We start from the raw sequence: 20,960 nt of genomic DNA on the forward strand, positions 1-20,960 counted from the left end.
GCTCAAATCCTCATCTTTGTTGTCTCGATACGGTTTGCCGACCGCCCCATGCCCCTTGAAATTTCATATGAGGAGGCCACCTCGCTGATGACTGCCGAGCGTCGACACGAGGACTGCCTATCAGGTTCCATGGTTGGGACTTACCGATTGCGCATCGTGCGTCCGCAGATCCTTTGGCCGCCGCTTCGGGTGGCTGCGATTTCAGGATCGGACGGGCCAAAGTACGGCTTTCGCATCCCGGGTCGCGAAATGTCTCCCAAAGAAGAAGGTCCGCCAGCGCAATCACTAGGCACGATTCAAGCTCGACGATCAGCGGCTGAAGGATGTGGAGTAGTTTCGCCATCACCGGAATAGTGTTGAAGTCGCCGACGGAAAGCTGCCGTAGCCACCAGAACTGCTGTCTGCAGGGGAGCGCGAAGGCGTTCATGCCCTGGAATACGTCGAGATACTTGTTCCGGCCGGCGATCGCCAAAGCGGGGAAGGCTGCAGCAACAAACGTCCTTCGCACGGCGGGACTCCCGACAGGGTATTTCCAAAGTAGCGGCAAACGTAGGCGAATTTGCTGGAAGCTTACGATTTGTTCAACAGTATCCTACCGCGGAGTGTCAGATCGCTCTGCTCCCCCGTTCCCAAAGATATATCCGAACAAAATTCCCTCAGCCCGCGTGTCGTCATCCGATACGACGCGCGCGACTTCACATTGTACATGGGAGGCAGGCTTTAGGCCATATAGAATATTCAGAAAATCTGAAAAGCCTAAAAAGCTATCTTGTGAAGAGTCCTTTTGGGCAGTCTTATCTGTTGCTGAAAAAAGATTTACATGCAAAAATAAGCACTTCCGACACGTCGACTGACTAGGCAACGGTGCGCACTCGGATCGTTCAGATAAAGCGCTCTTTACGAAAGCACCTTTTCAAGCAACAATCGTTCCGTCGCGAATGCGCGTCCCTCGCAGCGTGGCAGGGGGAGATATGAGTCTCAACGGTGAGGAGATTGACGGGCTCGTGCCTGTACTGAGCGGCACGCTCAATAATGCCGCCGAACTCGACCGCATCGTCTACGGGGCGACCGGCGACCGGTTATTCAAGCAATATGCCAGTGAAAATGCGACACTCGACGAAGCGTTGTTCCAACTGCTGACGCGGCTTTCGGCCCGCGGCATCGAAATGAAGGTGTTGGGCAGTATCTATCGCGACAGGCCAGATCGGCCCGATGTGCGGAAAGCGCTCGCCACTGTGTGTCCTGCCGCCGCAAGCGAGCCGCCGCTGCCCAGCGCGCCGGTGTCGGCGCAACGCGCCGGCGTCGCTGAGAAGGGTGGGGACGCGCCGGTCAATGCCTATGCCCCAGCCCTGGAGCGCAACGTACGACCCTATCTTGCTAAACTCGACTTGCATGTCTGGGCTGAGCGGCTGGCCCGCATTGAAAATCAAGTCTGCCGGGTCGAAATCGGCGGCAATGCTGTCGGCACAGGCTTTCTGGTCGGGCCGAGCGTCGTGCTCACCAACTGGCATGTGGCAGAGGACCTCGCTGCGCAGGGCAGCCTTGAAGGGCTTGCTTGCCGCTTCAATCATGTGCGGCTGAGCGATGGGGCGCGTAGCGAAGGCCGAGTGGCGACCGTGCTCGCCAATGGTCTTGTCGACTGCAGCCCCTATGCTGAGGGCGAGGACAAACCCTTCGGGGGTGTACCGGTGCCCGGTCTGGACGAACTCGACTACGCACTGCTCAAGCTGGCCGACCCGGTCGGGAACGACGTGCTGGATGGGGGTATCAGCCGTGGTTTCCTTGAGCTGCCAGGCAAAGACTGGAACCTGAAGATCGGCGCCCCACTCCTCATAGTGCAGCACCCTGACGGCGCGCCGATGAAACTTGCCATGGATACCCAGGCGGTCTTGTCGCTCAACGCGAACGGAACCCGGATTCAGTACACGACCAACACCGAACCCGGTTCATCCGGCTCACCTTGCTTCAGTATGGACTGGGATCTAGTGGCGCTGCACCACAGCGGTGACCCCGCCTGGGGCGTGCCCCTCTACAATCAGGGCGTCCCCATAGGTCTTGTTCGAAATCGGCTTATCGCCAACGGCCACGCAGCGCTGATAGGGGTTGCACAATGAGCGCCCGAGAAGTCGACCCATGACCGCGAGGATCCCACCCGGGTTGATGGAGCCGCTCGCAGACGCAATCGCCGACGCTTTCGAGACTAACGATCTCGATCGCATCGTTAAGACAACCACCGGCAAAGGGCTATTTCAGGCATACGCGGCCGAAAACAAACCACGCAATCAGATCGCCTACGAACTGATCGCGCGTCTCGACCAGCTCGGCACACATCTCGTGGTGCTCAGCGCAATGCTAGCCTTAAGGCGGGAAGACAACCTATTCAGGGACATCGTCGGCCGCGCCTGCCCAGAAGCACTCCAGGACCTGCCAAGCACTGCGAGCCAGGTCCGGGACATTATCGCAGGCACCGAACAGATTAGGCTGCGCATCGACGAGGCTCTGGTGCGCTCCGCGGTTGTGGAAGCGAAGTCGGAGTTGGCTGAAGTGGCCGACGCGCTACTCGTGCTGGATATCTACAAACAGCTGCACGACTGCCTACATCAGCTGCAGATCAAGCAATTCCACAGCCTACGTGCAGCAGCGCGCGACTTTCCTACCGACCCCGTGCGGATGGAGACGCTCAGGGAATACCAATCCCAGTTGAGGAGCGAATCGATTGCGATAGGCAGGCAGATCAAGCGCCTCCCCGGTCCCGTGCTGCAGCCAATGGAGAAGAGCTGGTACGTGGATCTCGAGGACGCGGTTCGTCGTTTCCAGTTGGGCGTCGACCAACTAAGCAAAGACGAGACTCTGCTCGCGCTACGCGACATCAAAGGGACGATGCGGCGCATCCCGCAGCACCTCAATAAGCAGATATTCTCCACCGTCGAGGGAATCAGGCTTGATGTGTTTTCCGAAGTGCTCAGCAAAGTCGCGGAGGCCCTAGCGCCTGACAATGCCGAAATCCAGAAGGCGCACAGCGCCCTCCAAATCGTGCGGCCGACGATCAATGCGCGGGTGGTCGAGCACAAGAAGTGGCAGGAGGCCGACAACTGCATAGCTGCGCTGGATGAACTATTCGATCGCAAGAAACCGCAGGAGGAGGACGAGTTCTTGCCTTATTGGAACGATACCAAGCGCCGCGTGGGCGAACTTGCCGCCCTTTCGCCACTCCAGGATTGGTCGCTCGACGTCGCGAGATATGCAGACGCCATCGACCGAGAGATCGAGCGCGAAGGCGACGATGGCGGCAGCCTGAAACGTGCGTTCGGCGACTACTGGCGCGAGGCGCGCTTCCAGTTCCTCGTCGTCGACACGGAGCTGAAATCGGAATGCGAGTCACTGGTGTCAATAAGCGATCCGCTCAAGGCGGTACTGGCGAGGCTCGACAATGCCTGAGAGAAAAAAAGGTTTCGACACACTTGAGGCGCTGCGTCGTGCGCATCTCGACTTCATCAAGCAGGCGAGTGAACTCAAGGCGACGACGGAGGGCTTGCGTGCCAACCAGGTACGCGCTTTCCTTACCGAGGCAAGCCAGATCGGAACGCACCTTTCGGAAGAAGCGCAGCGCGAGGCGGCGCAGCGCATCCTGGATTACTGGGGCGCGGAACTGCTCGGATGCCCCGACGTCAGCACGAAGGATTTCAAGCCCACGCGGCTCGCGGAGCTGGCCGAGGATGGCAATGAGGTCGGAATGGCGGTCACGCCCAGCTTTGGCGCAGATTCGGCTGGCCAAAGCGGCAGTCCTCCGGCACGCCAGGTCATTCGGCTCCTAGCTCAATCTAGGCAGTGGCGGGATACCGGCGAGGCTGAGGGCTACTTGCTCACCGGGACAGCGCTTCGCGAGGCAGCGAGATATCGGCATCAAGACCCTGACATCGACCGCTTTGTCGCTGCCAGCGAGGTGAGCGAACAGGCGGCGATTAAGCGCGCCAGCCGGACCAAGAACTACGTTCTCGCTGGCCTCGCAGCGATTTGTATCGTGCTCTCTTTGATGTCAACGTCAACTTACTACCTGTGGTTCAAGGAAAGCGCGGCGAGGAGAATTGCTGAAGAGCGTAGAGTAGTAGCCGAGCAACAGACCCGGCTCGCGGAAGATGCTTCGACCGAGGCGAAGCGGCAGAAGGCGATCGCCGATGCGGAGGCGAAGGCGAGCGAGCAGCTGCGGCAGAAGGCCGAAAAGCTTTATGCTCAGGCGCAGGCCGACGACAAGGCGATGAACGACCGGCTTGTTGAACTTGAGAACAAGCAGAGGAACCTCGATGCTGCCATGGCGTTCATCCGCGAACAGTTGAGGTTAGGCAAGATTTTCTCTGCTGACCTGCCGCCAGCGATCAAGGCAGCCATCCAGCCGCCTGAGATCTCCGACGTCTATTCCGATCCAGGCGCGCTCTCGGGCTACGATCCGATGTTCCTTGGGACCGCGGTCAGCCTGCCTGTGCTTTCCGATGTCAATATCAACGCGGCTTTTGACAAGGGCAAGCCTCTCAACTACATCAACTACAGCCTAGTGCTGAATCGCGAGCGGCGCATGGCGTTCTATACAGCAGTGAACCTGAACCGAGAACAGCGTCTGGTGCTGTCGGGCGGTCCGTCGCGGTTTTACCCTGATCCGCGCGTCGCGAGCGTCGAGAGGAACATCCAAGCCGATCCGCTCTGGTTTTCTACAGACATCGCCCGCGGTCATCTCGCCACCCGCGACGAAATCGCGTGGGGACCCGAATTTCGGGGAGACGACACCACCACCGCGCAGCGCCTGGCGGATGTTGTCGATGTCGACACCAATGTTACCCCGCAGTTCGACACGTTCAATCAAGGCGCATGGGAGGGCCTGGAACGCTGGACGCTCACCCAACATAACCCGACCGCCCGCCAGGTCACGATCTTCAGCGGCCCGGTATTATCTGATGACGACCCAATAATTGGAAAAGTCCAGATGCCACGCCGGTTCTGGAAGATCGCAGTGTCGGCAAAGCCGACGCCGTTCCAGGACAAGTCCTCCCTCGAACTCGTGGCCGATGCTTTCCTGTTATCGCAATTTCGCGATGGAGACGATAACAAGGTCGATCGACCCAAAGGACTTCCCGACGTCAATCTGTACCGCGTGTCAGTCTCTGAGATCGAACGGCTGACCGGCCTGAGCTTCGACGCTGTCATACACGCGGCGGACCAAGCCGAGATCCCCATCATCGCCGCTACGGCAGGTGACCTGCTTGCAAAGGAGGTTCTGCTGCTTGATGGACCGGCGCCCGAGCTGCGCAAGGCGATCACACAAAAGATCGTCGATGCCATTCGTGACCAGCAACTGGCCGAACCTGAGCAGAAGAAAGTGCTAACCGCGCTACTCGATATGGCCAGCGACGAGGCGATGCAGCAGGTAACGCCGGCCGGCCGGGTCAACTTGCTGTTTGTGCTGTCGCAGATTCCAGCCGAAAGTTGGAGCCGACCGGGGTGGATTGATCTTATGGCCCAGGGTCGAAGGGCAGTGGCAGACCTAGAAGGCAGCGCTGCGTCCGGAGATATCGAGATCGGACCGCAGGCGAGTGACTATCTTGAACAACTCAAGGAGGACCTCAACCTCGATAACAGTCCTACGCAGAGGGTGTTGTTTCAATTCGCTGGGATGACTCGAGAGGCGGCTGTGGGTATCAGCGAGGCGCTGCGGAAGCTCGGCTGGCACATTCCGGGGGAAGAGCGAACAAGTGAGGCAGCCGGGCAAAACGAGGTTAGCTACAATCCGCGTTCGAAAAACGACAGAGCCGCTGCCGAACTCCTTGCCGCTGACTTGCGCGCCGCCGGCCACACTGGAGTTTGCTGTTCAAGCCCCAATGCACTTATCAAGCCGGGGACTATCGAAGTTTGGCTGAGTAAGTAAGTAATGTTTGGGCAGGCCAATGATATGAGTATCAGTTCGACTTGGTCTGAATGGGACGCGCAAGGAACTTTAGGCCCAAGCTCTTAGTTTTCGGCTGCTCTACTCCCTGAAGCCACTCCTTTGGCCACCGACAAAGAGCCAACCTGATCGAGCATCGAACACATCTTGTTTAGAGTATATGGCTGGCGGAAGGCCGGTCTCTCGCCCGAAAAAACAATTCGGCACGGTAGCCGATCCCTAAGGCTGCCATCGCCGCCGCGGCTGCCGTCATCAGCCTTCGGAAGGCATTTGCTTGCTCGGGTCTAGAAAGAGTCCTAGGCAGACCCCTGCGGCTATGTGATTTCCGGGCGTTTCCCCCGCTTTGTCAACAGATCCCGAATTGCCGCTAACGGAATCCCGCGATTGTAGAGATGGCTCGCTGCGGCAGGCCACTCTTTCCCTCCTGCATGGTGAAGCGCGCACAGCTGCATCTTGTTTGCTAAGATGGGCGATCCTGATGAACCGGGGCGGGTGTTAATGTCGTACCAGACGCGCGACTTGTTGGGATTGCTGCCGAGAAGACCCGGTTTGTTCCAGTCGACCTGTTGCGGTAGGCTCTCGCCGTTTTCGTAGGGATGCTGGAAACACCAAATCGCAGATTGCAAATCTGTTGGCATTTCAATCGCGTCATCCAGCGACAAGTACCCGCGAGGCTGGGCATTTTCGGACGCCTTATTGCCGATAGGAAACTTCCCCGGCTCTCCCGCTAACCGTAAGACGGCATAGTCGAGATTCTCCAGACTTCTATCGAGCGCTTTCTCGTCATCAATAGACCGCAGTTGCGTATCCGCAGGGTCATAAGGGGAGTGATCAATTAGCCAATTCTTGCCATCACATAGCCGAAACTCCACCCCGGGTGATAACGTGACCCCGTCCAGTCCAGTTCGGTAGTCAAACCGCAGCGACACGTCTGCCCAGTTCGCTGCAGTAACGGATTCCATGACATGCCAATTGGTTAGCAGCGTGCTATTTCCGATCAGAAATCCGGTACCATAGGAGATTCCACCTGGTACGGGATATGTGATTTGACAGACGCTATTCACAACTTGCGATATCCTTTGCAGCATCTGCCCTACATCAGTGAACCCACGAACTGGGTCCAACATTCGTTCCAGTGTTCCATCATCCGGTGTAGCGCGTCCCGCGCCACCGGCCGGCCGCTTCAGAACTTGGTGACGCCACGCAAACTCAACCAAGTCGCTGTTGCTGGGATTCTCGTTGAGTAGGGCCGAGACGAGGTTCGCAATCTTATCGCGAGCACCGTACGCTGAAATCATCTTCGACCGAATGTCCGGATACTCATCGTCCAAGCCGGCGTAATTCCAGATATCGTCATCGAGTTGGGTCTTGAGAGCGTCGCGCAGCAGCTTCGGTGACGGAAACGCTCGCTGAATGGCCGTCGAGAGCTTTCCTTGCTCGGGGCCGTCGATGCGCATTGTCGTTACCTCCAAGATCGGCGCTCGAGACATGGTACGGTTCAGGGAACTAAGCTCGACTCCACCGGTCGATAGGTGTCTCCTAAATGTCTCACATTCAGAGACACATGGATTTACCTTGTAGAGTTCTTTGAGAAACTCAGCGATTCTCGAAATATCGCCTCGAGCGGGAAGCCAGTTCAATGCAGCCAAATCGAGGCTGATCAGTGAACGACCCTTGGATATTGAATCAAGCCCCTCAAGAGCTGTAGGTAAGCACGGTCGTAGAGCCATTTCACGCGCGTCCCGGTAGCCTTCACCAAAAATTGAGAAGAGTTCAGATTCCATCGACAATAGCTCGTCCGCGGAAATCAGCTCACTCTGCCGCAGGTTATCGATCAATGGGCTGCGCGGCCTATTGGCACCTTGAATTACCCGTGAGAATGCCGTGCCTGGAATGCTGGCCGACTCATTCCAACTTTGGTTTTGTTCCCTAGAGTTCGAGAAAAGACGAGTAAGCCCCGTGAGGACAAGAGACTGAATCTCGTCGAGAGAATTCGACTCAAATAGGATCTCGTTTTCCTGAGAAGAGAGTCCATTGGCCAGTCCGCCGATTCCAACCTCCCGGAAGAAATCACACAGGAGACCGTAGTCAACCGCATACTCAACGAACCTGTCATAGGTCGTCGCTTTACCAAGACCTTGTTGCAAATTCACTGCCAAAGCAGTTTCGTAGTAATTTACGCTGACTACATACTGCTCATCACAAAACTGAAAACATGAATCTAAAGCGGGGACTTTTCTCCCCCGAAATAACTCCGCCAGTCCCAACGCCGCTCCACCAAATCCACCACAAATATACAAAGGTTTGTGCGTCGAAATAGCGAACAAAGCCTCTTCGACGATGCCCGGATATCGACCGATGAAGCCGTTAAGCTTACCTCCCAAAATCACACGCGCATGAATCTCGGAGTTCATCTTGTGGCGCAACGCCGTCAGGGATCTGAACCAGTAATAGCGATTGGGGACCGGTGTCGGGTCAAGGAACTTGTCCTTTGGGCCACTAAAATCATGTGGCGATGGCAGCTCAACTATTTCTGCAAACTTCAAGAAGTCACCTTGCAGTCTGTCTTGAGGAGAGAGCTCTCGGCAATACAACGGCCAGGCAACGTAGCTATGAATACTCTGATGCTCCAGAGACTCCTGCCTCTCATCTATAAGGTGTTGAAGGCTAGCTGCGGTAAACCCTTCATTTCGCAGGTGCCCACCGTAAGAGACAGAGGCACCACTTCGATACAACATTCGAGCAACTTCGTACATAAATGTGTTCTGGTGGATTCGATCAAATCCTCGCGCGGCCCGGTCGTGGTTGTCGGATATTGAGAGGCCGATGTTTCTTCCGACAAGGGGGGCTCTTTTTTGCCCCGTCGCAATAGACGTCGCTATGCCCGGCATAACGATTCTTCTGACGCGAGGGTGTTCGTGATGATCGTGCTGGGAGTCGAAAATTGAAAATTTTCGCCTATCATCCTCAGCATGTTTACTTCATAGTCCCGCAGGGGTGGATTGGGGTGAAGTATCACATCCCGCGGTCGATTACCTTGACGCACAGCTTCCGCGTTGCGCGCCACTAGTTCGACCAGAATTGACAGTTCCGGCGGCCGCGTCAAGATCTCAACGCGCTCTGGATCGACACCAGCGGCAACAATGATTGCGGCGCTTCGGTGTCGGTGGTGCTCGGCACGCAAAACTTCCGAAATCGCCAACTCCAGGATCTTGTCAAGGTGCCCCTCAATTGGTTCACTTACCCTCAGTTGGGGGCAGTTTGCGAAAATACCGGTATCGAGACGGTCTAAGCCGTCGCGCATGTCGACAACGATCATTGGAACGTCAGTCCTCTTTGCCAGCAATGCTTCCCGCTGGCACCAAATGCGACTCGAATACGACGTGGTCTGACAGACAACGACGCAATCTGATGCGGCCAGCTTCTGTTCAAGTAGGTCGCCACTCACAGAAACTCCGGGGCTGAAAGCCATGGAGTCCACGATAGCGTTAACTCCCGGGTACTTAGAGAATGCTTGACGAAGCAGCTCTGGCACATATGCGCCGTCGCGTTTTGCATAACTTAAGAATACATCGATTGACTGTTTGGCAGCTGAAGCTTGGCGTAATGTTTGAATTGCAGCTATCATCGCGCTGATGCGGAAGTACCTTGTAGAATCTCTTGTTTGTTGGCTTTGACCATCGTTCGATCGCGCGTATACAGGGGCGATTGTCCCCAAGCCAAGCCGATGAATGTCTCTGCGCAATTGCCCGTCGTCCGCGCGCGCCATAGGAACGAACAGAATCTCTTTGTTTGCTTTCTGGGCGTGTTTCCTCTGTTCGTTGAAGAACTCAACCCACTGACTAGCTCCCCTTCGAAATTCTGGCTCCAAGAGGACAAGGACGAGGATCCGCTGAGCGAGCATACAATCGATCAACGGAGGCTGACTCGCCTCATCAGAGGTTCCGAAGCGCCCGATCGAGAAATATACAGGAACTTCCGGGTTTGCGGCCTCACGACTACCGATGTCGTAAGAAAGACATCGAAAGAGATCTTCCAAAAAGCTCCATTCGACTTTACCGGATTCGGTAGTCGAACTCCAATCTGTTGAATTTGAGCACCCGACGATTACAACGGCGAGAGGGGGCTTGTAACGCTCGATCACTTCCGCTTCCCTTCACAGTTAGTGGCTAAGAGTTCGATCCATTCGAATGCGGCGCGTGCAACTTGCCGGCGGAGAAGGTAGCGCAATGGTGGGTGATTGTCTGCGCTCGCGGACTCCCAACCTATTTGTTTGACTGAACCATCCCACAGATCTGTCATGGACGCGCGACACGGGCGAGAGAGCGCCGCCTGCATCGAGCGCCTATGATGGCCATGCCTGCAGTTTCAAGGCATCCGCCTAAGGCACCGGCGAAAGGCTGCTCCTAACTGAACAGGGCTGCCGATCGGACAGCAGAAGTTTCCAAACAGGGGGCAAAGGGCGGCAGCATACTCTATCAAAGGTTAGGGTGCAGGCCTGCAAAGCGCCGGATTACATTGGAAGTCGTCGTGTCGAACATTGCTTCGGGGAGCGTACGGGGAGTGCCGGCGCTTTGAAGGTCACCTACGGCGGCCTGTAGCCAAAAAGAAGCCGTGATCTTGAGGCATGCCCCTGCGTCAACGCCAGGGAGGATTGGTAGATGGGCAGCGTCTCGCTCTTTGAGGATATCAGCGACCGATTAAACGACGACGCGTTGAATGCAGTCGTCGCAGCGCGAAGCAGGGTGAACTCGATCAAGCATCTTCCTGATGGACCAGGTGTTCAGTCGCCTCGGCTTCGATCCGAAATTGCAGCGCTGTCGCAGGAATTCGAGTATGCGCTTCACGCAATCGTTGCCTGCCACCGGCAGCCACTTCCGACAAAGCAACGAAAGCATTTGAACGCCGGAATCAACCAGGCTGTGGAAAGTAGCCGGCTTATGGAATTGGTACGCCAGTCGATGGCAAAGCTCGCCAAGGCGTACCCGTCCGGGCACCCGGCGCGGAAGATCTTGGAAGACGGCCTGGTCCAGACAGATCTGCCATTCAAGGCGCGCGCGGCCGAGACGAATCAGTAAAGATCATGATGCGGAAGAAGTGCTCGGACCCATCGCCAGGGCGCTTTGCGATCCACCGCGTGGAGCAACTACCTAATCCGTGGCCTCCACGTCGCGGCAGTCTTCGCCACGGAACCTGGCGGCATGTCCTTGCGATCGACGAGCTCATACCCGAGATGGCGCATCACTTGCCCAACTATGGAGCCGGCGTCGACAGTTCCAAGGTCATGCGGGTGATAGAGAGGTCCAAGGTCGGCCACGATCAGCGGTTCGACGCCTGCCAAGGCCGGTAGACCTGCCTCTGTCGCTTCCACCATGGTTCTCTTGCCCTGAATGGACCATGCGATCTCTTCCATACGGAGGTGAACCGGGTCGGAGAACGTGATCCCGCCGGAACGAAGCGGTAGGCCGGACGCGTTGATCAGGTCTATGATTTCTTGACCGCCTTGGTCGATGCGCTTTCTGGCATTTTCGTACAGCGTTGCCCGACGCTCCGGCGACATTGCCTTCAACTTGTCGATCGTCATCTGCATGATCTTCTCCCCTACCGACCGCTCGAACGCAATAAAGTGTAGCTCTGGATGGGCTCGCCGCGCACCTGGGCACGCACCGGCTGATTGTTTGCGTCCAGCTTGGGCTCGGCGCCGATCGCGTTCTTGATGTACCAGCCGAGATACATATTCAGCGGCGTCTTGCCCGGCAACTTGACGGCAAAGGCGTCGCCGCCAATTGCGCGCTCATAGCGGGCTCTGAGCTTGGGTGACTCGATCGCGGCCTTGAACACCGTGAGCACAAAATGCTCGTCGAAGCGACCTTCGTGGAAAAGCCGCTTCGAGAGTCCGACGAACTCGTCGATGATCTCATATTGGGCCTTGAGCATCGCGCTTGTTGCGGGGTCCATCCTGCCTGTGTCGATCGCAAGTTGATGAATGGCTCGCTGTATCAGCGCGCTCGCCTCGACGCCCTTGTCCTGCGCCTCTGCGCGGACGGCGTTCATGGCATCTTTGTTCACGTTGACTGTGAATTTCTCGGTTTCCGTCGTCATCTTCGCCTCCCGTAATCGCTTGCGTACGAACTTGCAATGTGTAGCGGGTATACATTGCATCCCCGACGCTGTCAATGCATGACAGGCATACATTGATTTTCGGCCTGAGGCGTTGGGCAGGCTATGGCTGTCGATAGGCGAAGGGCAGTGCCGACCAGCGATCAAGTTGCCGACGGAAGGTCTTCCTGTTCGGCCTCAGGATCGGTTCCCGACCATGATCCGCAGTATGTGTCGCCGGAGGCCTCCCGCCCGGTCAAAAAAACTGGGTCCGGTGTCTTTCCACGGGTCCCCTCCGCGGCAATCGCGACGGACTTCGAGGCCAGTCCGCCGCGGCTTGATCGGTCAGGCAGTCCAGACAGATCTGTTTCTGGATCGCGCGCTTGACGAGGGTGACAGGCATCAAGCCAAAGCATGGCTTCTGGCCCACAGACGGCCGGGCCGTTGAATCTATAACCGCCGGCAACGAAATCCAGTCGATGCCGGCAAAGGCTAAAACCCAAAGGCCAATCAAGTCGCATCCAGGGGTCTTTGCTATTTTCCGCCTCGGCAAACCCGACTGTTGAAATCTTCAATGCATTCAAATGTTTAGCAAGAACTAAGCCGGATAAGTCGGAAAGTCGGTTCGAAAAATAGTCAGAAGATTCGTTACTGACTGTGACCAAACTAGTCACACGCGAGCGGTACCTCAGCAAACACCGACTTACCCGACCTCCCGCCTTGGGCTTACCTAAAGCACCGTAAATGAAGGAAAATTAGGAAGGCGGGTCCAGAGCCGGGTCGCCTTTTAAGCCGGGTTCCTCGCCCGTGCTCCCGCGCACCGGCGCCAATGGGTTTCTACCGATCGACGGCGGTCAGAACGGGACCTGACTGGTTTCGGCGGGCAACGGTTGCCAGCTGTCGACGTCGGCAGGCCATTCTACCGTTCGGCCAAGATGAGCTTCCCAGCGTTTCCGGCACTCAGGCAGGGCTGGAAGCCAGTACCCCCGATATTGTCGCCGCAAGGCACCGTCGCCGAAATACTGCCTGTCGTTTTTCGCAGCGCTGCCGGCGAGCATGCGCAGCAAATCGCCAACAGCCTTTGCCTGCTGGGGCTTGAGCTTATTGCCCTCCATCAAGAGCTTGGTCGCCACGAAGACGTTGCCGGTTGTCGGATCATCCTTGGCCTGGCTCGGCGGCTCGCCCTCGCACAGCATATTGTAAATGGCCATCTGCGCGGGCGGCAAGCTCATGTCCTTCTGCTCTTGAAGGGCCGCCGTTACCGGCCGGTCCCATTTGCGGAAGCGACCCTGGCCCACCTGTTCACCCCAATACGCGCCAGTCAGCCAACGAAACAGCGCGCGCCGGCCGCCCGTTTTCCACTCGTCATGCATAAGAGCGAAGTACTCGCGATCCTGGTTGTGTGGGCCGGCATCGACCCCGAGCACCAGATTTCGTCGGTCATCGCGCTCGGCGCGAATGACGTGGTCGTCGTTGGACGCCATGATCAAGCGGAACATTTTGTCTACCACGAAAGGATCGACCCCTTTGGGCTCGACCAAAAGCTCAGGCGCCGACACCAGTGTCTTTAGTCTCGCCGCATGCTTAGGATTTCCGGCAAAGAATGCCTCGTCGGCGAAAATGACGCTTCTATTCATCAGGTGCTTGTTGAAGTGTCCGACCACCTGATCCTCGTTGTCGAGCGTCAGTGCATGGACACCGAAAAACTCCATGAATCGTTCGACAAAAAACGTTTTCCCCGATCCTTGCGACCCCTGCAGTACCACTGCGGTATCGCAGGGTCCGGGATTCCAGAGGGCGTCGGCCATCCAGCCCAGCAGATAGTTGAAGGTTTCATGGTCGCCGCCACACATATTGTGAAGCATGTGGTCAAGGAACATGTCGCAGTACCCCGGCGGCATTTTCGGTCCGTCGAAGATGCTGTCGACAACTGGCTGCGGACCGTCCGGGCCAAGCCGAGTCTCTTCCCACCCTGGGACCAGTCCGTGTGGCCACCCTCGCCAGAGATTCAGAACATCGTTCGCCGTTGCCGACTTCGGTCGAAACTCGACGCGCTCGTAGCGCCGCGTCAATGGATGCCGAAGCCAGTGATCCACGAGCGGTACGGTCTTTGGCTTTCCACCATCGTCCTGGCCCACCTGAATTCTCTTCTCGAAGTGAGCGTTCCTGAACTCGGCGAAGCTCATTGTTGCGAGTTCGCCACGGGAATCGAACCAGCCCACACGGGCTCTATTGCCGTACTCGCGGATGACGAATTTGGGGCCAATCTCGTCCCGGCAGAAGTCGTTCCGACGTGCCTCGATCATGCCGTCGACAAGCTGAAGTTCCTCGTCAGTGAGATCAAGGTGAGCAAACCACTCAGTGATATCGGGATTGCGGCCAGCGGCCCTGCACCGGGTCGCGTAGGCCTCGAAGGTAAGCCGCAGCCTAGCTATCCAGGGCTGCGCTGTGATATCCTTGTCAACCTCTTCGGGGCCGGGCGGCTGGTCGAAGACAGTGGTCATGGCTTACGTGCCCCCATCGCTCGCCGTGACGCGCGAAGCCGACGCTCTTCGAGGCCCTTAAGCGCGTCACGTGCAGCCAAGCGTTCGGCGACCCACGCATCAATTTCGCTTTCTAGCCACGCGACCCTATGCGGTCCGAGCGGCACCGGCCGAGGAAACGTACCGTCAGCAATCTTCCGGTAAATTTGCGTTTTTGAAAACGGCACGCGGTCAATCACGTCATGCATGCTGATAAACCTGTTGGTCATAGAGTTCCTTTGAGTTCCGCTCCTTCCCTCGAACTTAAATCTTTTTTTGAAGAGACAAGGGGCCTCTGCCCCTTGTTTCTAAGGTTAGTGGCGGCCTTGATCCGTCGCCGGCGTGCGTGCCGGCAACGTCCCTTTCGACCCATCGGAGTAAGCTGAGATAAAACGCCCTGGCAGGCCTATCTTGAGTGATCTCAGCGGCTAGGTTTCGCCGGCAGTGTGACTGCGGGCGACGATTCAGTTTCCCCCGGTAGCGGTTCGGGTTCAAGCCGTGCAGGCTCGAGAGATCGCGGGTCCAATCTATGCCATCCTTCGCCATAACCCGGCCTCGCAGCCCGGCAGGTCGCATTCCAAATGCGATGAAAGGCGTCTAGGATTTCTGGATCGGCCTCGGGATTGGTGGTCAGCTCAAGCATGGCGGATTCGGCAATCCACCACATCGCATTGAGAACACCCTTCGCACCTTCCTCGATGCCCGGCGCCTTTTTCATAGAGCGCGCGATAGATATGGCACCCGCGACAACTGGATTGCCGCGATCGACGTCCCAAGCATGACCTTTGATCACTTCTTGAGTGAAATGCTCGGCTTGGGCATCGGTCCATACGTCCCACGTTCCGAACTTGCGAGCTTCATCCGACATCACCTCGACGCTATCGTCAGAATTGCGATTTTTGTCCTCGTTCTCTTCCATAGATCGCTCCTTCCTTCGCCGACCCCAATGTCGACGGGAAAGAAATGAGCGATCGAAACACTCCTGGCTAGCACAGATATTCCAGCATGAAACCTGACGAATTGATGCACTTGCGTTTGGCCGCGCGGCGATTTCGGCCCCAGCGGCGTCGCCATATTATTGACGAAGTGACCATTTGCTCAGGGCAGGAGTCGCATCGATTGAGAACGAAACCGGGCCATTTCAGCCAAGAGTCAAACGTCGGGAATAATCCCGTCCTCTCTCAGAGGCTGCGGAGCGCGGTTTTTAAGTTTGTGGCGGTATAGCTCTCAGGCAAATGCCCAGCCACATCGAAGATGAAGCGCATACCTTCGGGATGAGGCTCAAGCACTCCGGAATCTTCATCTGACCCAGGAGGATATTCGTCTTGTAAAAGGTGCCCCACCGGTCGTTGTTTTTCAGACTTCCAGTACAGAGCCATGCTCTCAGTAAAGACCTTAAGGGGCGCGAGGGCGTTTTTCCCCCCACCCGACCGTGAGACTTCCTGATTGCCGGGCCGTCTTCCATTGTGTTCGCAAAAATCTTCTATGAAATCGATAACATCGTCGAGGCGAGCGTTTACGGGATTCATGGTTTTTGTACCCGGACTGGTCCAACTACTCACCCGTTCCCTTTTTGAACGGGGTATCGCCTTCCAGTTACGTTGCAGCTTCTCCACAGATCGCCTGAGCTTCTTTAAATGGGGGATTATTTCTCGGGCCTGCACACGTGTCTCTTCAGCCGAGATCTCGCATTCAAATGCTATTTCAGCCGAACGAACCGCTTCGGAGAGCGAGGCTAGGGGGACTTTGTACTCGTCCGCGATTTCTTCGAGGCTTTTCGGCGGCCTCCTGTCGTGGGTCGTGCGCACCTGCGACCTAGTCCGCCGTTTTTTTCGACGAGGAGTTGTTGACGAACCGGGCATAGTGGTTGATGCGCTTTCCGCAAGGAATGCTAGTCAAGCATGTTCTCGACCGATCGAACAGATTAGCGAGTGGGAACTTGGTTGCCGGCGTCAGAGGTGCAGCTTCCGTGCACCGCCGAGCAAGCGGCCTTCATCCTAGGCCGCCGCTCGGAGTACGCCACCTTGCGGGTTGACCACGGCGAGAAGGTGTTCGGCGTAGGCCTGCAGCGCCCGCCGCTTCTCCTCCAGGTAATCATGCTTGTTGTAGGTCTTTTGTAGCCCCGGCTTCGCATGCCCTAGCACCGCGTCGCGGACTTCCTGATTGAAGCCGAGGTGCGCCAGGCGAGTTTCGCAGGTCACCCGAAAATCGTGGATGCGGTAATGCTGGAGGACGGCATCAGGCTTGCCCAGTTCCTTCCGCAGATATTCCTGCGCCAGATCGTCCAGCGCTCGCTTACCCTGAGAGAATCCGGCAACCGGAACATGACCATGCCGCGACGAGAACACAAAGTAGTCGTTGGCGCCGGCCCAGACCGGCAACCGCTCGAACAAGGCCCACAGCGAGTCCGACATCGGCACGATATGCTCGCGACGGCTCTTGAACCTCTCTTTACCAAGGTCCAACCAGCGGTTCGCCGTGTCGATTTCGGAGCGCTGGCTGAATGCCCACTCCGCGCGTCGTTGACCCGTAAGCATCAGGAATTGGTAGAGCGAACCAAACGGATATCGCATTTCTTCGGCCGCCTGCCAGATCGACCGGAGCTCTATATCCGAAAGGGCGCGCCCCGCTTCTGTGTTGCGGGCCAGGTCAGCGCGCTTCATGCCGCTCAGCGGGTTCAAGGAGATAATCTCGCGATCCGTTGCCCAGTTAAAAATCCGCGACATTTGCTTCCGGACTTCGCGTGCTGTGCCGATCCGGCCGCTGGTCACAAGGTCATCGATTATCTCGTGGACATCGGCACGGCGGATGTCGGCCATCGGCGTGTCGCCCAAGCGCGGAACGACATGTAACCGGAGCACTCTCTCGACGTTCTGCCAGCTCGATATCGTCCTCGCGGCGTCCTGCCTGATGTGTCTCTCCAACACCGCCGAAAATGTATTCGCCCGACGCTCTCGAACGCTGGACGCGCCAGCTCGGCTCTCGGGTCTGCACCCGCGCCGGCCTTGGCTAAAATTGCCCTGGCACGCTCTCTGGCGTCTGCGAGGCCGACCACCGGCCATTGGCCAAGGGTGATCCGATGTTGCTTGCCTGTCAGCGGGCGACCTGTTTCGGTCACACCGCCCTCGCCGAGAACCCTGTAGATCACCGAGAAGGATTTCGCCCCGTGATCGGAGACTCGCAGAATTAAGCCTGGGCACAAATCATCACCCACCTCGAGCCGGCCGGTCTTAGGCGGTGTCATGCGTTCAAGAGTCTGGTTCGTCAGTCGCTTTTTGCTCGTCGTGGCCATTTGCTCCCCCGATCGTTCGGGTTGCGTGAGTTGGTCGCTCGCCGGGTTTCCGAGGGGAGCCGCATGTCGCGGTTTTCGACGGAACTCGACGGAACTGATCGTTCCGCTCCCCGCGCCCATAGACAATCGTTTTCTGGATGAAGGAGTTACTCGACGTGACGAAAAGTGTCGTCGAATCAATGGGTTGCCAAGGTTGGGGTCGAGCGTTCGAATCGCTTCACCCGCTCCAGTTTCCTTCGGGATCAAGCATCGAAAAGCCGCGGAACTCCGCGGCTTTTTCGTTTTCAGGGGCAGCACCGGTGGAGCGCCGCACTAGCTCTGCCGGGCGGGCTTGCGGCGAGACGCGACGGACCGGCCAGCGAGCAGCCTACAGCCTACGCCATCTCCGCTCTACCCAACATTCACGACTTCCATTAGCTTCCTCTAATGTCCGTCCTCTCGTTCAGCCCCAAGGTCCCCGTGAAGACCAGTGCCGGTCACCGACTTCTGATCGGCAACGTCCAAGCTGCGTCCAAGGAACTCCTGACATGGACCGAGCGTGGCCCGCACTGGAATCGAGCGGCACGCGTTTGCACTGCCGCCCTGGCTGGCAATGCGACTCCGCAGGAGGCCAGGAGGTGCTTCAGGATTGCTGCCATAGAGAATGGTCGCCTCCTTCCACGCATTGAAGAAGACAACTGAAATACCTGTGCCGCCTCGGGGCAATGGTCCTGGCATCGCGGAGTCGAACATCTCGCTTAGCACCGGAGCGGCCCAGCGGTCGTGGCTGGGTGTGGGGTCGGCCGCCGGGCCTAACCGGCGATAGAGGGGATAGTTTCGCCGGCTGGCATATCCATAGGCCCTTCGCGCATCTTTGCTAATTTGCCAAAATGGCCATGGTCCGAGGCGATAAATCGGATGAGCCTGAGTCAAATCCGGTTGAGATAGAGCGCTTGCGGTTGATTTGTCGTCGGGCGGCGCCCCCCGGATTGCAAATCGGCGGCTTCGTGCCGGGCGGCGCCGCTAAAACCCCGCTTTCAGGGCTAGGTAAGGAGCCAGGGCCAGCGAATAGCTCGCGGTCAAATGGTGATGGTCCCGCCAGACGATGATGTTGCCGACAACGGCCGGGCAAAGCTGCGGGCCGCATATGGCGTCGATCATATCGACGAAGCGCGCATTCTTCTGGCCTTGCGCAGCCTCCGCCAACACGTTGCTCGGCTCACCCTCGCTTCGCGGGGTGAAACATTTTTGCGGCGTGGCGCTCAGGCAGTCGCCGGGGTCGAACTTGACATAAGGCGTGTTGCGGATGGCGATGATTTGCGAGCCGGCCTCCGCAAGCCTGCTCCACAGGCTGCGCAAGCCTTCGATCATCTGTTCCTGCGGAACGGAGCCGTAGTTGGACTGGCTGGTGAGCACCAGTTCCGGCCTGAGCTTGATGATCTCGGCGAGCACCCTTTCCCGCCATTCTGCGCAGGACAAAGCGGAGTTGGCATTTCCAATCGAGGCGCGGGTGAACGGGCAGGCGGATTTTGTAAGGCTGACCAGCCTCAGCCCGTGGTCCCTAGCGATCTTGTCGAGCGCCGGAGCCCATTGGGCGGCGTGCGAATCGCCGACCAGGACCATGGTCTTTGCACCCGCGGGATCGCCGAGAAGACATCGCGTCGGCTCCGAGCCCTCCATCTGATGACATTTCGTTGCGTAGACAACCGGAATGTCCCGGTTCAGCCGCGCCAGCGGCGGCAGCAGGTCGACGTTGTCCGGCACCGCAGCGCCCGCGACAAGAGCGGCAGGCCCGGGATAGGATGGCGTTCCAACCAAAGCTCGGTCGATGGTCTCGGTCTTCAGCACATAGAGCAGACCGCCGGACGCCGCCGCGCATGTGAGGATCGCCAGCGTGCCGTAGCCCAGCGGTTTCCACCATGCGCCGCCTATAGCCTGCCTGTATCGTTGTTCGACATACCGGTAGGAGAGCTCCGACAGCGTCAGGGTCAGCCCGATCAGGACCACGCCGCTAAAGAGCGTCGGCGGATAGCCTTGCGCCAGAAAGAAGGTCAGCAGCGGCCAATGCCAGAGATAGATCGAATACGACCGGTCGCCGATGAAGCGAAGGATCCTTGAATCGAGCCCGCGAAATCGCCCGAAATTGACGTCGCCCGCCAGGACGACAAGGACGGTAGCCACTGTTGGCAGCAAGGCACTTACGCCCGGGAATGGCGTTGCCGCGGAAAACAACGTCGCGGCGGCGAGGATGCCGGCCGCACCGGCGACCCCCAGCAATCGTCTTGCGAAGATATCAAGTGCAAGCCGGTGCTCGCTGAGGACCAGCAGGCCGCCCAGCGCAAGCTCCCAGATGCGCGTCTGCGACACGAAATAGGCCTGGGCGGGGTCTTTTGCCGTCAACACGATCGAGGCGGCCAGCGACGCAACGCAAACGGCCGACAACGCACCAACCAATGCACGTCCCAGGCGAAATCCGCGACGCTTCGCCAACCAGATCACGCCGATCATGAGGATCGGCCAGACGATGTAGAACTGTTCCTCGATCGACAGCGACCAGTAGTGCTGCACCGGGCTCGGCAGGCTTTCGGCATCGAGATAGCTGACCGCGATCGCCGCCAGCCGCCAGTTCTGGACATAGAGCGCACTGGCCAGGATCTGGTTGGCCGTTTCCTCCCAGCGCGCCTTCGAGAGGAACAGCAGCGTTCCGCACAGCGTCGCAAGCAGCACCAGCGTTGCCGCCGGCAGAAGCCGCCGCACCCGTCGGGAATAGAACCCGACCAGCGACACCCGGCCATCCCGCGCGGCCATCTCAGCCAGCATGCCGGTGATCAGATAGCCTGAAATGACGAAAAAGACGTCGACGCCGACATAGCCGCCCGGAAGGATGCCTGGCCACAAATGGTAGACGACGACCAGAGCCACCGCCAGGCCGCGCAGCCCCTGTATTTCCGGTCGAAAGCCACGCCGCTCGGATACTGCCCGCAAGATGCCCCCGCAATTTCGAACGGTTTTTCGGCCGAAATCCCGGACCCCGCCCATTGATTGCCGCGATCCGTATCAAAGTCCGCCCGCGGTCACCAGAGGTTGGCGGCTGGCGGTCGATCTCGGAGCGCGTCGCGTGCGGCTCGATTGGCCC

The 20,960-nt window shown here is 58.0% G+C and carries 16 protein-coding genes and 1 pseudogene; 5 read left to right on the plus strand and 12 right to left on the minus strand.

From position 1 onward, the window contains the following. Positions 1-10 precede the first annotated feature (10 nt). On the minus strand, positions 11-508 hold the full coding sequence (locus ACSQ3Z_RS03260; RefSeq protein ID WP_436169939.1) for a hypothetical protein: 498 nt from the start codon (positions 506-508) through the stop codon (positions 11-13). A gap of 463 nt (positions 509-971) precedes the next feature. On the opposite strand from ACSQ3Z_RS03260, the gene ACSQ3Z_RS03265 reads away from it, so the two are divergent. The 3 genes from ACSQ3Z_RS03265 to ACSQ3Z_RS03275 are packed head-to-tail and all read left to right on the plus strand — an operon-like array spanning position 972 to position 5,914. Beyond that, positions 972-2,114 (plus strand): trypsin-like serine peptidase, encoded by a 1,143-nt coding sequence (locus tag ACSQ3Z_RS03265; RefSeq protein WP_436169940.1) that lies wholly within the window; start codon positions 972-974, stop codon positions 2,112-2,114. A gap of 19 nt (positions 2,115-2,133) precedes the next feature. Continuing rightward, complete coding sequence (locus ACSQ3Z_RS03270) at positions 2,134-3,438, plus strand: hypothetical protein (RefSeq protein WP_436169941.1); 1,305 nt, start codon at positions 2,134-2,136, stop codon at positions 3,436-3,438. Beyond that, on the plus strand, positions 3,431-5,914 hold the full coding sequence (locus ACSQ3Z_RS03275; RefSeq protein ID WP_436169942.1) for a DNA/RNA non-specific endonuclease: 2,484 nt from the start codon (positions 3,431-3,433) through the stop codon (positions 5,912-5,914). The genes ACSQ3Z_RS03270 and ACSQ3Z_RS03275 overlap by 8 nt, the downstream gene beginning before the upstream one ends. Before the next feature lie 332 nt (positions 5,915-6,246). Here ACSQ3Z_RS03275 and ACSQ3Z_RS03280 read toward each other — a convergent pair whose 3' ends face one another. Together ACSQ3Z_RS03280 and ACSQ3Z_RS03285 are read right to left on the minus strand one after the other, a co-directional pair. Further along, positions 6,247-8,823, minus strand: coding sequence for a trypsin-like peptidase domain-containing protein (locus ACSQ3Z_RS03280; RefSeq protein WP_436169943.1), 2,577 nt, complete (start codon positions 8,821-8,823; stop codon positions 6,247-6,249). After that, on the minus strand, positions 8,811-10,076 hold the full coding sequence (locus ACSQ3Z_RS03285; protein WP_436169944.1) for a toll/interleukin-1 receptor domain-containing protein: 1,266 nt from the start codon (positions 10,074-10,076) through the stop codon (positions 8,811-8,813). Before ACSQ3Z_RS03285 ends, ACSQ3Z_RS03280 begins: the two co-directional genes overlap by 13 nt. A gap of 517 nt (positions 10,077-10,593) precedes the next feature. Between ACSQ3Z_RS03285 and ACSQ3Z_RS03290 the strand changes: the two genes are divergently transcribed. Next, entirely contained in the window at positions 10,594-11,010 is a 417-nt protein-coding gene (locus ACSQ3Z_RS03290; RefSeq protein WP_436169945.1) for a hypothetical protein, read from the plus strand. Between the two features lie 68 nt (positions 11,011-11,078). Here ACSQ3Z_RS03290 and ACSQ3Z_RS03295 read toward each other — a convergent pair whose 3' ends face one another. The 8 genes and pseudogenes from ACSQ3Z_RS03295 to ACSQ3Z_RS03330 form a co-directional block, all read right to left on the minus strand. Beyond that, on the minus strand, positions 11,079-11,522 hold the full coding sequence (locus ACSQ3Z_RS03295) for a hypothetical protein (RefSeq protein WP_436169946.1): 444 nt from the start codon (positions 11,520-11,522) through the stop codon (positions 11,079-11,081). A gap of 11 nt (positions 11,523-11,533) precedes the next feature. Next, positions 11,534-12,034 carry a hypothetical protein gene (locus ACSQ3Z_RS03300; RefSeq protein WP_436169947.1) on the minus strand — a complete coding sequence of 167 codons (501 nt, stop codon included), beginning with the start codon at positions 12,032-12,034 and terminating at the stop codon, positions 11,534-11,536. A gap of 851 nt (positions 12,035-12,885) precedes the next feature. Further along, positions 12,886-14,535: a primase-helicase family protein gene (locus ACSQ3Z_RS03305; protein ID WP_436169948.1), complete on the minus strand. Its 1,650-nt coding sequence runs from the start codon at positions 14,533-14,535 to the stop codon at positions 12,886-12,888. Continuing rightward, a complete protein-coding gene (locus ACSQ3Z_RS03310; protein ID WP_436169949.1) occupies positions 14,532-14,783 on the minus strand; it encodes a helix-turn-helix transcriptional regulator in 252 nt (83 codons plus the stop codon). Before ACSQ3Z_RS03310 ends, ACSQ3Z_RS03305 begins: the two co-directional genes overlap by 4 nt. Before the next feature lie 191 nt (positions 14,784-14,974). Beyond that, positions 14,975-15,472: a hypothetical protein gene (locus tag ACSQ3Z_RS03315; RefSeq protein WP_436169950.1), complete on the minus strand. Its 498-nt coding sequence runs from the start codon at positions 15,470-15,472 to the stop codon at positions 14,975-14,977. A gap of 262 nt (positions 15,473-15,734) precedes the next feature. Beyond that, positions 15,735-16,361, minus strand: a complete 627-nt coding sequence (locus ACSQ3Z_RS03320) for a hypothetical protein (RefSeq protein WP_436169951.1) — start codon at positions 16,359-16,361, stop codon at positions 15,735-15,737. 189 nt (positions 16,362-16,550) lie between these two features. Continuing rightward, a complete protein-coding gene (locus ACSQ3Z_RS03325; protein WP_436169952.1) occupies positions 16,551-17,615 on the minus strand; it encodes a tyrosine-type recombinase/integrase in 1,065 nt (354 codons plus the stop codon). Next, positions 17,540-17,965: pseudogene (locus ACSQ3Z_RS03330) on the minus strand (Arm DNA-binding domain-containing protein); the annotation flags it as partial. The gene ACSQ3Z_RS03325 and the pseudogene ACSQ3Z_RS03330, both read right to left, overlap by 76 nt. 306 nt (positions 17,966-18,271) lie before the next feature. Between ACSQ3Z_RS03330 and ACSQ3Z_RS03335 the strand changes: the two are divergent. Then, a complete protein-coding gene (locus ACSQ3Z_RS03335) occupies positions 18,272-18,526 on the plus strand; it encodes a DUF982 domain-containing protein (protein WP_436169953.1) in 255 nt (84 codons plus the stop codon). 321 nt (positions 18,527-18,847) lie between these two features. On the opposite strand, the gene ACSQ3Z_RS03340 is transcribed toward ACSQ3Z_RS03335, so the two are convergent. Further along, positions 18,848-20,809 (minus strand): acyltransferase family protein, encoded by a 1,962-nt coding sequence (locus ACSQ3Z_RS03340; protein ID WP_436169954.1) that lies wholly within the window; start codon positions 20,807-20,809, stop codon positions 18,848-18,850. Between the last annotated feature and the right edge of the window lie 151 nt (positions 20,810-20,960).

Origin of the sequence: Mesorhizobium sp. LjNodule214 (genome assembly GCF_964252735.1) — a bacterium.
GTDB lineage: Bacteria > Pseudomonadota > Alphaproteobacteria > Rhizobiales > Rhizobiaceae > Mesorhizobium.

Excerpts from the sequence above, each read along its gene's own strand:
- ACSQ3Z_RS03265 (WP_436169940.1), top strand. The coding sequence starts at position 972 with ATGAGTCTCAACGGTGAGGAGATTGACGGGCTCGTGCCTGTACTGAGC.
- ACSQ3Z_RS03270 (WP_436169941.1), top strand. The coding sequence starts at position 2,134 with ATGACCGCGAGGATCCCACCCGGGTTGATGGAGCCGCTCGCAGACGCA.
- ACSQ3Z_RS03275 (WP_436169942.1), top strand. The coding sequence starts at position 3,431 with ATGCCTGAGAGAAAAAAAGGTTTCGACACACTTGAGGCGCTGCGTCGT.
- ACSQ3Z_RS03280 (WP_436169943.1), bottom strand. The coding sequence starts at position 8,823 with ATGCCGGGCATAGCGACGTCTATTGCGACGGGGCAAAAAAGAGCCCCC.
- ACSQ3Z_RS03290 (WP_436169945.1), top strand. The coding sequence starts at position 10,594 with ATGGGCAGCGTCTCGCTCTTTGAGGATATCAGCGACCGATTAAACGAC.
- ACSQ3Z_RS03295 (WP_436169946.1), bottom strand. The coding sequence starts at position 11,522 with ATGCAGATGACGATCGACAAGTTGAAGGCAATGTCGCCGGAGCGTCGG.
- ACSQ3Z_RS03300 (WP_436169947.1), bottom strand. The coding sequence starts at position 12,034 with ATGACGACGGAAACCGAGAAATTCACAGTCAACGTGAACAAAGATGCC.
- ACSQ3Z_RS03305 (WP_436169948.1), bottom strand. The coding sequence starts at position 14,535 with ATGACCACTGTCTTCGACCAGCCGCCCGGCCCCGAAGAGGTTGACAAG.
- ACSQ3Z_RS03310 (WP_436169949.1), bottom strand. The coding sequence starts at position 14,783 with ATGACCAACAGGTTTATCAGCATGCATGACGTGATTGACCGCGTGCCG.
- ACSQ3Z_RS03315 (WP_436169950.1), bottom strand. The coding sequence starts at position 15,472 with ATGGAAGAGAACGAGGACAAAAATCGCAATTCTGACGATAGCGTCGAG.
- ACSQ3Z_RS03325 (WP_436169952.1), bottom strand. The coding sequence starts at position 17,615 with ATGGCCGGTGGTCGGCCTCGCAGACGCCAGAGAGCGTGCCAGGGCAAT.
- ACSQ3Z_RS03335 (WP_436169953.1), top strand. The coding sequence starts at position 18,272 with ATGTCCGTCCTCTCGTTCAGCCCCAAGGTCCCCGTGAAGACCAGTGCC.